Source organism: Xanthomonas sp. NCPPB 3174 (assembly GCF_056725205.1).
Genome location: NZ_CM161517.1, coordinates 4,935,350 through 4,949,313, shown reverse-complemented (window position 1 = coordinate 4,949,313; position 13,964 = coordinate 4,935,350). Strand labels below are relative to the sequence as shown.

Here is a 13,964-nt window from a genome sequence, read left to right as displayed (position 1 = left end):
CAGATCTAAATTCGTCGATAGACCGGGCATGAAGGGCGCGCTCGGGCGCGGCGCATTCGGCCGGTGGGAGAGGAAAGCGGATGGATCAGACTACCACCGGCGCGCAGGGTCGGGAATGGTTTTCCCACGGCTATTCACAGATCCATCCACAGGCCGGGTGCGGCCGTGCTCCGTTCCGGTCGTCACAGGGAGTTGACCGCGACGTAAGGTGTCCTATAGAATTTCCGGTTCTTTCCGCCCCATTCAGATCAGAGCGCCCCGATGGCCACCAAGCGCACCTTCCAGCCCAGCAACCTCAAGCGCAAGCGCGACCACGGCTTCCGTGCCCGTATGGCCACCGCCGACGGCCGCAAGATCCTGGCCCGCCGCCGCGCCAAGGGCCGCAAGCGCCTGAGCGCTTGATTGCCTCGCCGCCCCAGGCGGCGCCTGCAATCCGGACCGTGAATCATCCCGACCCGCGTAGGCGATTTCCTCGCTCTGCGCGGGTTCGCACGTCTGCGGAATACCGCGTCGTGTTCGATGCCGCGCGCCGCTGTTCCGAGCCGCTGATGAGCCTGCACTGGCGCAGTGCGCCGCACCCGGCGCGGCTGGGCCTGGCGGTGTCGCGCAAGGTCGACAAGCGTGCGGTCGTGCGCAATCGCATCAAGCGCGTGCTGCGCGAGGCCACGCGGCAGCTGTTGCCGTGGCTGGCGCCCGGCGACTACGTGGTGGTGGCGCGCAGCGCCGCCGCCCAGGCCAGCGGCGATCAACTGCGCCAGGCCTATCTGCGCCTGCTGCGTCGCGCCGGCGCATTGCCGGCCCAGGCCGCGGACGGCACAATGCCGCCGCCTCTTCGTCCTTCTTCCCCCACCTCCACGTCAGAACCCGCTTCTGGCTGAGCCGAGCTTGCCTGTCCGATGAACCAGACCCGCCTTTTCCTGATTTTCGCCTGGCTGATGGTCGCGGCCCTGTTGTGGATGGAGTGGAACAAGGAACACGCGCCGAACGCCAATGCGGCGACGGTCGCGGCGGCGACCACGGTGCCGCCGGCGCAGGACGCCGATGCCGGCGCCACGCATGCGCCGGCGATCCCGCAGGCTACGGTACCGGGTACCACGCCGGCCGTCAGCAGCACGTCCGAGACCACTGCGGCCAGCGCCGCGCCGCGGGTCACCGTCACCACCGACGTGCTGCGCCTGACCCTGGACGGCCGCAGCGTGTTCGACGCCGACCTGCTGCTGTTCCCGCAGACCAAGCAGCAGGGCAGCCCCCCGGTGCAGTTGCTGACCGAGGACGCGGCGCATCCGTACACCGCCACCAGCGGGTGGGTCGGCGAGCACAACTCGCCGTCGCCGGGCCCGGCGGGCTTCCGTCCCGAACACCCGGGCCAGGAGTACGTGCTGGCCAAGGGCCAGGACAGCCTGCAGGTGCCGTTCGTGTGGAACGGTCCGGACGGCGTGACCATCCGCCGCGTCTACACCCTGCAGCGCGGCCATTACGCCGTGCAGGTGCACGACGAGGTCATCAACCACGGCAGCAAGCCGTGGCAGGGCTACGTGTTCCGCAAGCTGAGCCGGGTGCCGACCATCGTCAGCCGCGGCATGACCAACCCGGATTCCTTCAGCTTCAATGGCGCCACCTGGTTCAGCCCGGCCGACGGCTACCAGCGCCGCGCGTTCAAGGACTATCTGGACGACGGCCCGCTGAACCAGACGGTCAAGGGGGGCTGGATCGCGCTGTTGCAGCACCACTTCTTTACCAGCTGGATTCCGCAGGACGACCAGGATTCCCTGTTCGTGCTGTCCAACGACGGCCCGCGGCATGTGGTCGAAGCGCGCGGCCCTGGTTTCACAGTGGCGCCGGGCGCCAGCGCCAGCACCGAAGCGCGGCTGTGGGTGGGCCCGAAGCTGGTCAATCTGATCGCCAAGGAGCAGGTGAAGGGGCTGGATCGCGTGGTCGATTACAGCCGTTTCACCTTGCCCGCGATGCTCGGCCAGGGTCTGTTCTGGATCCTCAGCCATCTGCACAGCCTGCTCGGCAACTGGGGTTGGTCGATCGTCGGTCTGGTGGTGCTGCTGAAACTGATGCTATATCCGCTGTCGGCCGCGCAGTTCAAGAGCATGGCCAAGATGCGCAAGTTCCAGCCGCGCATCCAGCAGCTCAAGGAGCGCTACGGCGACGACAAGCAGAAGTTCCAGACCGCGATGATGGAGCTGTACAAGAAGGAGAAGATCAACCCGATGGGCGGCTGCCTGCCGGTGCTGATCCAGATGCCGATCTTCTTCGCGCTGTACTGGGTGCTGGTGGAGTCGGTGGAACTGCGCCAGGCGCCGTGGTTCGCCTGGATCCAGGACCTGACCGCGCGCGATCCGTACTTCATCCTGCCGGTGATCAACGTGGCGGTGATGTGGCTGACGCAGAAGCTGACGCCGTCGCCGGGCATGGATCCGGTGCAGGCCAAGATGATGCAGTTCATGCCGCTGGTGTTCGGCGTGATGATGGCCTTCGTGCCGTCGGGCCTGGTGTTGTACTGGGTCACCAACGGTTCGCTGGGCCTGCTGCAGCAGTGGTGGATGCTCAAGCGCCATGGCGAGGCGGCCACCGCTGGCGGCGGCGGCAGCGGCAAGCCGCCGGCCAAGGCCAAGAAGTAAACCCGACAACGCCCGCCTCCGGCGGGCGTTGCGCATGCGGCCGGGGAAGGCGCCGGCGGCTGCGTTCTTCCCGTAGCGCCTTGCTCGCGAGTCCGTGGTCATGCGCAAGCGCCGTCGTCCGTTGTCGTCGTCCGTTGTCGTGATCGGGCTGCTCGCCTTGGCCCTGGCCGCGTGCCAGCGCACGCCTGCCGACAGCGCGGCCACGCCGTCCAAGCCCGCGACATCGGCGCCGGCGATCGCCATTCCAGGCTCCCCCGCATTGCAGGCCCAGGCGACGCTGCTGCTGCAGGGCCTGCAGGCGCAGCTGGCGGCGCAGCGCAAGATCATCGTGTTGCTGGCCGACGAGGCCAAGCAATCGCCGGCCGACCGGCAGACCTCCAGCAGCGTCGGCCAGCAACTGTTCCACGAGGGCCTGGAGCGCCGCGAGGCATTGGCCAAGCAGTTCGATGCGCTGCTGGCGCTGCCGGACGCGCAACGCTTCGCCGCGGTCGGCAGCCTGCTCGACTACGTCGAATCGGCACCGGACCTGTACGACGCCGACCGCCTGGCGTTCCGCGAGATTCTCGCGGACTGGCAGCTGCGCATCGGCAAGGATTCCTCGCTGCCGGCGATCAAGCTGCACCAGCGCATCGGCGAGGACCTGGAAGCGCTCGACGAGATCGAGCGCACCTACAACCGCGAGATCACCGCGATCTTCAGCCGCTTCGACCGCACCCGCGCGATCGTGCAGAAGCGCGAGAAGTGGGAGGACTACGTCGCCCATCTGGGCACGCTGTACACGCGCGAGGCGATCCTGCGCGACTACGGCGTGATCACCCCGTACCCGATGTCGATGCAGGACAGCGACCGCGAGGTGTTCGGGCGCGACCTGCCGCCGAAGACCGTGGTGCTGAGTTTCGACGACGGCCCGCATCGCGAGTACACCGACGAGATCGTCGCCATCCTCAAGCGCTACGACGTGCCGGCCACGTTCTTCGAAGTCGGCCGCAACCTGGGCAAGCTGGAGCCGGATGGCAAGGTCGACCTGTCGCCGCTGGCCAGCGTCAGCCGCAGCCTGATGGAGCAGGGCTACACCGTCGGCAACCACAGCCTGACCCATGCGCAACTGTCCAAGGAAACTGGCGCCGCACTGCGCAGCCAGATCCTGGACACCGACCGCATGCTGCGCGCGGTCGACGCCAAGCGTGCGCCGCTGTTCCGCTTTCCCTACGGTGCGCGCAACGCCGAGGGCATGCAGATCCTCGGCGAGGCCGGACTGAAGTCGGTGATGTGGAATGTGGATTCGCTGGACTGGGCCGACCCGGTGCCGGAGTCGATCGTGCAGCGCGTGCTCGAGCAGGTCGGCCGCGAACAACGCGGCATCCTGCTGTTCCACGACATCCACGAACGCACGGTCAAGGCGTTGCCGCAGATCCTGGACCGGCTCAGCGCCGACGGTTACCAGTTCGCCGCCTGGAACGGGCGCGACTTCAGCGTGGCGCGCGCCGCCAGCAACGCCGCCGCGCCGGCGGTGACCAGCGGCTACGACAAGTCGTGGGCCATCGTCATCGGCATCGACGACTACGCGCACTGGCCCAAGCTGCAGTACGCGGCCAACGATGCGCAGGCGATCGCGCAGACGCTGACCGGCAGCTTCGGCTTCCCGTCGTCGCAGGTGATCGTACTGAAGAACCAGGAAGCCACCCGCAACAACATCCTCGCTGCCTTCCACGATCGGCTTGCACACGGCGGGGTCGGCAAGAACGACCGCGTGTTCGTGTTCTTCGCCGGCCACGGCGCGACCCGCAAGCTGGCTTCCGGTCGCGACCTGGGCTACATCATCCCGGCCGACTCGGACCCGGCGCAGTTCGCCACCGACGCGATCCCGATGACCGAGATCCAGGACATTGCCGAAAGCCTGGAAGCCAAGCATGTGCTGTTCGTGATGGACGCGTGCTACAGCGGCCTGGGCCTGACCCGCGGCGGCGGCACCAGCGCCTACCTGCGCGAGAACGCGCGGCGCATCGCCCGACAGATGCTCACCGCCGGCGGTGCCGACCAGCAGGTCGCCGACAGCGGCCCCAACGGCCATTCGGTATTCACCTGGGTGCTGCTGCAGGCGCTGTCGGGCAAGGCCGACCTCAACGGCGACGGCCTGATCACCGGCACCGAGCTGGCCGCCTACGTGGCGCCGGCGGTGTCGAGCATCTCGCAGCAAACGCCCGCGTTCGGCAGCCTGCCCGGTTCGCAGGGCGGCGAGTTCGTGCTGCAGGTGCCGGAGGGCGAGGAATTCCTCACCGCCAGCACCCAGCAGCTGTCCTCGGCGGCGATCGCGATGAACGACCGCGTCGATGCGGCCGCGCCGGCGTCGACCGCGACGCCGAACGCGGGCGCCGGCAGCGCCGACGCGCCGGCCGCTCCGGCCAAGCCGCCGGTGGTGGTCAAGGATCTGCAGGGCGGCGAGCGGCCGCTGGCGGTGCCGGCCGCGGCCGGTCCGGTGTCCGACCGCCAGCGTGCGCAGCGCGCCAACGACCGCGGCCTGCAGTTGTACAAGGAGAAGCGCTACGACGAAGCCGAGGCACAGTTCACCGAGGCGCTGAAGCTGCGCCCGGACTTTGCGCTGGCGGCCAACAACCTGGGCTTCATCTACTATCGCCAGGGCAAATATGCGCAGGCCGTGCGCTGGCTGGAGAACACGCTGAAGATCGATCCCTCGCGCGCGGTGGCCTACGTCAATCTGGGCGACGCCTACCGCCAGCTCGGCGATGCGGCCAAGGCCAAGCGCGCCTTCCAGACCTACCTGGAGCTGCAACCCAACGGTGCGTCGGCTGCCTACGTGCGCGGCCAGTTGCAGACGCTGTAGTCCACCGCATCACCGACCTGCTGCCTTCGCCATGCCGTCTTCCGCTACCGACACCATCGCCGCCATCGCCACCGCCCCCGGCGCGGGTGGTGTCGGCGTGGTGCGCGTGTCGGGTCCGGCGGCGGCCGCCATCGCCGATGGACTGGGCTTGCGTGCACTAGTGCCGCGCAGCGCCCGCTACGCGCGTTTTCGCGACGCGCATGGCGAGATCGTAGACGACGGCATCGCGCTGTGGTTTCCGGCGCCGCGCAGCTTCACCGGCGAGGACGTGCTGGAACTGCAGGCGCACGGCAGCCCGGTGCTGCTGCGGCACCTGGTGGCACGCTGCTGCGAACTTGGCGCGCGTCCGGCGCGTCCGGGCGAATTCAGCGAGCGCGCCTTCCTCAACCGCAAGCTCGACCTGGCCCAGGCCGAAGCGATCGCCGACCTGATCGCCGCTGGCGACCTGCGTGCGGCACGCGCCGCACGGCGCTCGCTGGACGGCGTGTTCTCGCGGCGCGTCGACGACCTGGCCGAACAGCTGATCCGCCTGCGTATCCACGTCGAAGCGGCGATCGATTTCGCCGACGAGGCATTGGATACGCTGGGCGGTGCGCAGGTCCGCGCCGGCCTGGCGCAGGCGCGCGCGGCTCTGGAGCAACTGCGTGCCGACGCCGAACGCGGCCGACGCCTGCGCGATGGCCTGCACGCGGTGCTGGTCGGCCCGCCGAACGCCGGCAAGAGCTCGCTGCTCAATGCGCTGGCCGGCAGCGACCGCGCCATCGTCACCGACATCGCCGGCACCACCCGCGACACCTTGCACGAGACCGTGCGCCTGGACGGCGTGGAACTGACCCTGGTCGATACCGCCGGTCTGCGCGAGGGCGGCGATGCGATCGAGCGCGAGGGCATGCGCCGTGCGCGCCAGGAACTGCAGCGCGCCGACCTGGCGCTGATCGTGCTCGACGCGCGCGACGCCGAGGCCGGCCAGGCGGCGATCGCCGACGCCATCGCCGACGTGCCGCAGCGGCTGTGGATCCACAACAAGAGCGACCTGCTCGCCGCCGTGCCCGCGGCCAGTGCAGAACGCGTCTACGTTTCTGCGGCTACCGGTAGCGGGCTGGAGCAGTTGCACGCGCAGCTGCGCGCGATCGCCGGCGCCGCGGCCGGCGAGGGCAGCGACGGCGAGTTCTCCGCGCGCGCCCGCCACGTCGACGCGCTGCAGCGTGCCGCCTCCCATGCCGACGCGGCCGCCGCCGAACTGCAGCACGAACGCCTGGAACTGGCCGCCGAGGAACTGCGGTTGGCCCATGCCGCGCTCGGCGAGATCGTCGGCACACTCAGTGCCGACGATCTGCTCGGGCGGATCTTCTCCAGCTTCTGCATCGGCAAATAGCGCGTCGCGCCGTCGAACGCGCTTACGGCTTCAGCGCCGCCAGTTGCGCGCGGTTGTCCTGCAGCCACTGTTCGAACGGCAACGGTGCCTGCCCGGTCAACGCCTGGTAGTCGCCGGTGACGGTGGCGACGCGGCCGGCGGCGGTGTTGGTGTCGAACGAGGCATAGACGCGCGCGACCGGCTCGGGCAGGCCGGCGCCGACCATGCCCTGTACCAGGCCTTCGACCGGCACCGGCACCACCTGGATCTGCACGTCCAGGACCTGGGCGACCAGTGCGGCGATCTCGGCGGTGGTATAGGCGCGGGCGCCGCTGAGGGTGAGCGTGCGCTTGCCGTCGCCGCTGGCCAGGGCGACCGCGGCGGCGCGGGCCAGGTCATCGCGGGCGATATGGGCGATGCCGCCATCGCCGGCCGCGCTGTACCACTGGCCCGAGGCCAGCACCGGCGGCAGGCTAGAGAACAGGTTCTCGAAGTACCAGTGGTTGCGCAGCACGGTCCAGGCGGGCAGGGCGCTGGCGGCCAGGGCGTCCTCGGTGCCGGCGTGGTCGGTGGCCAGCAACAGCGGCGAGTCGTGCGGTTCCGGGCAGGAGGTGTAGACCAGGTGGCCGACGCCGGCGCGCTCGGCGGCGGCGATCGCGGCCTGGTGCTGCTGCAGGCGGTGGCCGGGACGGTCCAGCGCGTCGGTGCTGATCAGCAGCACGCGGCCGGCGCCGCGGAACGCCGCGTCGAGCGAAGCGGCGTCGTCGAAATCGCCGTGGCTCACGTCCACGCCTCGTGCAGCCCAGGCCGCCAGGCGTTCCGGCTGGCGGGTCATCGCCACCACCCGCGACGGTGCCACCTGCAAGGTGTCGAGCAGATACGCGAGTACGCGTTGGCCGAAGTGGCCGCCGGCGCCGGTGACGAGCAGGGAATCGGAAGATGCGGACATGACAGGTCTCCTGAGGAAGGGCGGCGTCGCACAACGCCATGGTCTGGAAAAGGAACCTGGTCTATCCTAGAGACCTTGGCCGACCTGTAAAGACGGCACTTTTTCCGCCCCTGCTTACCTTGAGGTAACCGCCATGGACATCGTCGTACCGCCGGCCGCCACCTGCGACCCGCTGATGAGCCAGCAACTGCAGGACTACCAGCGTGCCGGCATGGCCATCGACCAGTGCCCGGTGCGCGACGTCCTGGCGCAGATCGGCGACAAGTGGAGCACCCTGTTCGTGATGCTGCTTGCCGAGCGCCCGCACCGTTTCGGCGAACTGCGCCGCGCGGTGCCCGACATCTCCCAGCGCATGCTGACCCAGACGCTGCGCGATCTGCAGCGCGAAGGCCTGGTCGCGCGCGAGGTGCTGCCGACCGTGCCGCCGGGCGTGGAGTACCGGCTCACCCCGCTGGGGCAATCGCTGAGCGTGGTGCTGGCGCCGCTGGTGCGCTGGGCCGCCGATCACCACGCGCAGATTCTTGGCGCTCGCGCCGCGTTCGAGGCCGATGCACCGGCGCGGGCGGCGGGCGCCGCGTACGGTTGACGCGTCCGGTAGGAGCGGCTTCAGCCGCGACGGCCGTGCCTGTAACGCGCGTCGCGGCTGAAGCCGCTCCTACAGAAATTCGCTTATCACTCGCGATACTTCGCGGCCCGCGAACCTTTAGACCGAACCCGGCGACCGCCGATCAACCCTCCGCAACGACCCGCGCGCTGTAGCGGTCGCCATCGCGCTGTACCCGCACCGGTCCGCCGAACACCGCCGACAGCGGCGCATCGGCCAGCAGCTCCTCGCGCGTGCCGTCGGCGTACACCTGGCCCTCGCACAGCAGGATCACCCGCGCGATCTCCGGCACGATCTCCTCGATGTGGTGGGTGACCAGCACCAGGGTGATGCCTTGCCGCGCGAGATCGCGCATCGTCGCCAGCAGGTGCTCGCGTGCGACCAGGTCCAGTCCGGTGCTGGGTTCGTCCAGCAGCAAGGCCTGCGGCCGGTTGACCAGGGCGCGGGCGATCAGCACGCGTCGGGTCTCGCCGGCCGACAGTTCGGCATAGGGCCGCCGCAACAGCGGCAACGCGTGCGCCGCCTGCAGCGCTTCGCGCGCGCGGTCGCGCATCGCGTCGGTCACCTCCCGGTGCGGCGGCACCACATAGCTGGCGAAGAACCCGGACAGCACCGCGCTTTCCACATCCAGCCCGGGCATGTCGGCGAGATTGACGCTGAGATCGCCGGTGACGATGCCCAACTGGCTGCGCAGCCGGTCGACCTGCCAGCGGCTCTGGCCAAGCACCCGCACCGCCGGTTCCTCGCCGGCGCGCGCCAGCGGATACAGCTCGCGGGTGATGAGTTTGATGAACGAGGATTTGCCGCAGCCGTTCGGGCCGAGGATGGCGGTGTGCTGGCCGAGCGCGATGCGCAGGCTCAACGCGTGCAGCACGCGGACCTGGCCGCGGACGACGCTGGCGCGGTCGAGTTCGATCAACGGCGTCGCCGCTGGCACAGGGGTTGCTTGAGAAGAAACGACTGACATGGAACCGACACCGTTCTGTGATCGAAGGCGCTTGGCGGCTGAATACCATACGCGAGCGCCGGGTGAAGTTTGCGCCCGCAACCCCCATCATGTCGTCATCCCCTCACGCCGTCTTACGCTCTGGAGCTTCTGGCAATGTTCGACGCGATCCTCGACTTCCTCGGCAACGGCCTGCTCGGCGTCGGCTGGTGGGGCATGCTGGCCGTGCTGCTGTTGTTCACCCAGCTCACCATCTTTGCGGTGACGTTGTACCTGCACCGCAGCCAGGCACACCGCGGCGTGGATTTCCATCCGCTGCTGTCGCACTTCTTCCGCTTCTGGACCTGGTTCACCACCTCGATGATCACCAAGGAGTGGGTGGCGATCCATCGCAAGCACCACGCCAAGGTGGAGACCGAGGAAGACCCGCACAGCCCGCAGACCAAGGGCATCGCCCGCGTGTTCTGGCGTGGCGTGGAGCTGTACCGCGAAGCGCGCACCCAGCGCGGCGACATCGAGCAGTACGGCAAGGGCGCGCCGGACGACTGGATCGAGCGGCACCTGTACACCCCGTACGCGAACCTGGGGCCGGTGGCGTTGTTCGCGGTCAACTTCGCATTGTTCGGCCTGCCCGGTGTCGCGCTGTGGGCACTGCAGATGGCCTGGATCCCGTTCTGGGCCGCCGGCGTGATCAACGGCCTGGGCCACTGGTGGGGCTACCGCAACTTCGAATCCGCCGACACCTCGACCAACCTGACGCCGTGGGCGCTGTGGATCGGCGGCGAAGAACTGCACAACAATCACCATGCCTTCCCGAGTTCGGCGCGCTTCTCGATGCGCCGTTGGGAACTGGACATCGGCTGGATCGCGATCCGCGCGCTGGCGGCCCTGCGCCTTGCCAAGATCCTGCGCGTGGCGCCGACCCTTGATGTGCGCCCGAACATCGCCGTGCCCGATGCCGACACCCTGCGCGCGCTGCTGTCGCATCGCTTCCAGGCGATGACCGACTACCAGCGCAACGTGTTCACGCCCGCGCTCAAGGAAGAAGCCGCCCAGGCCGGCGCCAAGCTGCGCAAGCTGCTGCCGCGGCGCCTGCGCAAGGGCCTGGTCGACGATGGCCGCTGGCTCAAGCCCGACGCGCGCGAACAGCTGCAGCGTTGGGTGGCGCAGCGCCCGCGCATGCGCACGCTGGTCGAGCACCGCGCACGCCTGGCGGCCCTGCTGGAAGCACGCACCCACGACGCCAGCGAACGTCTCAAGCACCTGCAGGCCTGGTGCCACGACGCCGAAGCCAGCGGCATCGCCGCGCTGCAGGCCTACGCCGCACGACTGAAGGGCTACGCCCTGGCATGAGCCGCGGCGGACTGCGCACCCAATCGTACGAACGCCGCCTCGCGCGGCGTTCGTCGTTACTGGCCGGGCTGACGCTGCGCATCGCCTGCGCCCTGTTCGCCGGCGGTATCGTCAGCGCCCACGCGCAGGCGATCGACAGCACCGCCAGCTACCTGCAGCGCATGGACCGCGACGGCGACGGCCGCGTCAGCCTGGACGAATACCTGGCCTGGATGAGCTACGCCTTCGACGCGCGCGACCTCGACCACGACGGCGTACTCAGCCCCGCCGAACTGCCCGGCGGCCGCGGCCCGCCGATCACCCGTGCACAACATCTCGCCACCCTGACCGCCCGTTTCCGGAAGCAGGACACCAATGGCGACGGCTACCTCAGCGCGCGGGAGTTGGCGGCGCCGCCGCAGTGACCACGCCTGTATCGCCACACGCGCAGCGCGCTCCGTCGCGCAGCGCGCGTGGTGTTTGCTCAACAATCCCCAGCTTCAGCGGAAGCGCACCTCGCGCCGGCTAAGCTTGTCCCCCTACCTGCAACATTCGACGAACCCATGCCCGAACTCCCCGAAGTCGAAACCACCCGGCGCGGCCTGGAGCCGCATCTGTCGGGGCGGCGCATCCATGGGGTGATCCTGCGGCGGCCGGATCTGCGTTGGCCGATTCCCCCCGAGGTGGCCGAGCGGTTGCCCGGGCAGCGCATCGAGGGCATTCGCCGGCGCGCAAAGTATCTGTTGCTGGACACCGCGGTCGGCAGCGCGCTGTTGCATCTGGGCATGTCCGGCAGCTTGCGCGTGCTGCCGGGCGACACGCCGCCGCGGGCGCACGACCACGTCGATATCAGTCTGGAAGACGGGCGCGTGCTGCGCTTCAACGATCCACGTCGGTTCGGTTGCCTGCTGTGGCAGGCGCCGGGCGAGACCCATCCGCTGCTCGCCGAGCTGGGGCCGGAGCCGCTGTCCGATGCGTTCGACGGCGATCATCTGTTCCGGCTCAGCCGCGGCCGCACCGCGCCGGTCAAGACCTTCCTGATGGATCAGCGCATCGTGGTCGGGGTGGGCAACATTTACGCGGCCGAGAGCCTGTTCCAGGCCGGCATCAGTCCGCTGCGCGAGGCCGGCGAGGTCTCGCGCGCCCGCTATGCGCGCCTGGCCGACGCGGCCAAGGCGATCCTGGGCTATGCGATCCAGCGCGGCGGCACGACGTTGCGCGATTTCATCAGCCCCGACGGGGCGCCGGGTTACTTCGAGCAGGAACTGTCGGTCTACGGACGCGAGGGCGAGGCCTGCAAGCGCTGCGGGCGCACCTTGCGCCACGCCAGCATCGGCCAGCGCGCCAGCGTCTGGTGTGGCCACTGCCAGCGCTGAGCGATGGCGGCGCTCGCCGTGGCGCGTCGATGAGGCAGCGGGCTCGGCGGACGTAGCCGGCTTGCCCGTTCCCGACGGCCAAAACACGCGCCGTACGCGTCAGCGCTCGGCGATCCGGCATGCCTGCGCCCGTGGACTCCCTCGCACGGGCACCCTCACCGCCGCATGCGGCGCCGCTTGTCTATGATGGGCGTCCTTTTCCGTTTCGATCCCGGCCATGCAACGACGCGATTTCCTGAAGAACGCCGCCGCCGCCTTCGCCGCCATGGGCTTGCCGGCGATGCCGATGCTCGGCCAGGCGGCCCCCGCGGTGGGCCTGCGCCGCCTGGGCAAGCCGCAGCCGTTCGACTACGCCTGGCTCAAGGGCCACGCACGGGCCATGGCCAACGCGCCGTACCAGAGCCACAAGCGGGTGCTGCCGGCGCCGGTGGAAGGATTGACCTGGGACCAGTACCAGTCGATCCGCTATCGCCAGGACCACGCGCTGTGGGCGGCCGAGCAGGGCCCGAAGTTCCAGGCCAAGTTCTTCCACCTGGGGCTGTACTTCAAGACGCCGGTGCACATGTTCGATCTGGTCGACGGGCAGGCGCAGGAACTGGCCTACGACAGCGCGGCCTTCGATTACGGCAGCAGCGGGTTGAAGGGCGCGCATCTGCCCAAGGAACTGGGCTTCGCCGGCTTCCGCCTCAACACCAAGCAGGACACCGAGCGCGACTTCGCCGCCTTCCTCGGCGCCAGCTATTTCCGTGCTGTCGGCAAGGAGGGCCAGTACGGCCAGTCGGCGCGCGGGCTGGCGATCGATACCGGCACCGGCGGGCCGGAGGAATTCCCGGACTTCATCGCCTACTGGCTGGAGCAACCCAAGGACGGCTCGGACACGGTGGTGGTGTACGCGCTGCTGGATTCGCCCAGCGTGGCCGGCGCCTACCGCTTCGCGATCACCAACGGCGACGTGCTGCTGATGGACATCGACAGCGCGCTGTATCCGCGCAAGACCATCGAGCGCCTGGGCCTGGGCCCGTGCACCAGCATGTACCAGGTCGGCGAGAACGACCGCCGCATGGATTGGGACTGGCGCCCGGAGATCCACGACACCGACGGCCTGGCGATGTGGACCGGCGGCGGCGAGTGGATCTGGCGACCGCTGTGCAATCCGCCGCATCTGCGCTTCAACATGTTCGTCGACGAGAACCCGCGCGGTTTCGGCCTGCTGCAGCGCGACCGCAACTTCGACCATTACCAGGACGACGGCGTCTTCTACGAGAAGCGCCCGTGCCTGTGGGTGGAGCCGAAGCAGGGCTGGGGCAAGGGCTCGGTGCAACTGGTGGAGATCCCCACCGTCGACGAGACCTTCGACAACATCGTCGCGTTCTGGAATCCGCAGGACAAGCCGCAGCCGGGCCAGGAACTGCTGTTCGGCTACCGCCTGTACTGGGGCGCGCAGGCGCCGGCGTCCTCGCCGCTGGCGCATTGCGTAGCCACGCGCACCGGCCTGGGCGGCGTGGTCGGGCAGAAGCGGCACTATTTCTCCTGGCGCTTCGCGGTGGATTTCGCCGGTGGCGAACTGGCCAAGCTGGGCAAGGAGAAGGACGCCAATGTCGAGGCGGTGTTGCAGCTCAACCGCGGCCGCACCGAGATCGTGTCGGCGCGGCCGTTGCACGAGATCTCCGGTTACCGCGCGATGTTCGACGTGGTGCCGCCGGACGACGGCACCGAGCAAATCGATATCCGCCTGTACCTGCGCAGCGCCGAGCGCCCGCTCACCGAAACCTGGCTGTATCAGTGGACGCCGCCGCCGGCGGCCGAGCGCAAGCTGTATTGAGCGCGACCGCGCGCGGTGCCTGCCGGCATCGCGCGTGGGGTTGGATCGGGCATCGCGCTCGTATTTCAACCCCGACGCAGTCGGGTATGCGAGCGTGGTGCGCATCGCG

General features: G+C 69.2%; 12 protein-coding genes. 10 read left to right on the top strand and 2 right to left on the bottom strand.

What is annotated here, in order from left to right; all coding sequences use genetic code 11:
• Positions 1-261 precede the first annotated feature (261 nt).
• The 5 genes from rpmH to mnmE all read left to right on the top strand — a co-directional run bounded on the left by rpmH (position 262) and on the right by mnmE (position 6,847).
• Positions 262-402, top strand: a complete 141-nt coding sequence (rpmH, locus tag AC1PK7_RS21250; RefSeq protein WP_003469983.1) for a 50S ribosomal protein L34 — start codon at positions 262-264, stop codon at positions 400-402.
• Positions 403-440: 38 nt separating this feature from the next.
• On the top strand, positions 441-878 hold the full coding sequence (gene rnpA / locus AC1PK7_RS21245; protein WP_029561743.1) for a ribonuclease P protein component: 438 nt from the start codon (positions 441-443) through the stop codon (positions 876-878).
• Positions 879-896: 18 nt separating this feature from the next.
• On the top strand, positions 897-2,630 hold the full coding sequence (gene yidC / locus AC1PK7_RS21240; RefSeq protein ID WP_481099428.1) for a membrane protein insertase YidC: 1,734 nt from the start codon (positions 897-899) through the stop codon (positions 2,628-2,630).
• A gap of 100 nt (positions 2,631-2,730) precedes the next feature.
• On the top strand, positions 2,731-5,472 hold the full coding sequence (locus tag AC1PK7_RS21235) for a polysaccharide deacetylase family protein (protein ID WP_481099427.1): 2,742 nt from the start codon (positions 2,731-2,733) through the stop codon (positions 5,470-5,472).
• A gap of 31 nt (positions 5,473-5,503) precedes the next feature.
• The gene (gene mnmE / locus AC1PK7_RS21230; RefSeq protein ID WP_481099426.1) at positions 5,504-6,847 is read left to right on the top strand and encodes a tRNA uridine-5-carboxymethylaminomethyl(34) synthesis GTPase MnmE; all 1,344 of its coding nucleotides are present in this window, start codon (positions 5,504-5,506) and stop codon (positions 6,845-6,847) included.
• 22 nt (positions 6,848-6,869) lie between these two features.
• Here mnmE and AC1PK7_RS21225 read toward each other — a convergent pair whose 3' ends face one another.
• On the bottom strand, positions 6,870-7,775 hold the full coding sequence (locus AC1PK7_RS21225) for an NmrA family NAD(P)-binding protein (RefSeq protein ID WP_481099425.1): 906 nt from the start codon (positions 7,773-7,775) through the stop codon (positions 6,870-6,872).
• 133 nt (positions 7,776-7,908) lie between these two features.
• Here AC1PK7_RS21225 and AC1PK7_RS21220 point away from each other — a divergent pair, with 133 nt between their 5' ends.
• Positions 7,909-8,361 (top strand): winged helix-turn-helix transcriptional regulator, encoded by a 453-nt coding sequence (locus tag AC1PK7_RS21220; RefSeq protein ID WP_481099424.1) that lies wholly within the window; start codon positions 7,909-7,911, stop codon positions 8,359-8,361.
• Between the two features lie 142 nt (positions 8,362-8,503).
• On the opposite strand, the gene AC1PK7_RS21215 is transcribed toward AC1PK7_RS21220, so the two are convergent.
• Positions 8,504-9,346, bottom strand: a complete 843-nt coding sequence (locus AC1PK7_RS21215) for an ABC transporter ATP-binding protein (protein WP_481099423.1) — start codon at positions 9,344-9,346, stop codon at positions 8,504-8,506.
• Between the two features lie 135 nt (positions 9,347-9,481).
• Here AC1PK7_RS21215 and AC1PK7_RS21210 point away from each other — a divergent pair, with 135 nt between their 5' ends.
• The 4 genes from AC1PK7_RS21210 (at position 9,482) to AC1PK7_RS21195 (ending at position 13,855) form a co-directional block, all read left to right on the top strand.
• Positions 9,482-10,678 carry a DesA family fatty acid desaturase gene (locus tag AC1PK7_RS21210; RefSeq protein WP_481099422.1) on the top strand — a complete coding sequence of 399 codons (1,197 nt, stop codon included), beginning with the start codon at positions 9,482-9,484 and terminating at the stop codon, positions 10,676-10,678.
• Positions 10,675-11,082, top strand: a complete 408-nt coding sequence (locus AC1PK7_RS21205) for an EF-hand domain-containing protein (RefSeq protein ID WP_481099421.1) — start codon at positions 10,675-10,677, stop codon at positions 11,080-11,082. Before AC1PK7_RS21210 ends, AC1PK7_RS21205 begins: the two co-directional genes overlap by 4 nt.
• A gap of 138 nt (positions 11,083-11,220) precedes the next feature.
• Positions 11,221-12,033 carry a bifunctional DNA-formamidopyrimidine glycosylase/DNA-(apurinic or apyrimidinic site) lyase gene (mutM, locus tag AC1PK7_RS21200; protein ID WP_481099420.1) on the top strand — a complete coding sequence of 271 codons (813 nt, stop codon included), beginning with the start codon at positions 11,221-11,223 and terminating at the stop codon, positions 12,031-12,033.
• Between the two features lie 217 nt (positions 12,034-12,250).
• Positions 12,251-13,855, top strand: a complete 1,605-nt coding sequence (locus AC1PK7_RS21195) for an OpgD/OpgG family glucan biosynthesis protein (protein WP_481099419.1) — start codon at positions 12,251-12,253, stop codon at positions 13,853-13,855.
• The last annotated feature ends 109 nt before the right edge of the window (positions 13,856-13,964 follow it).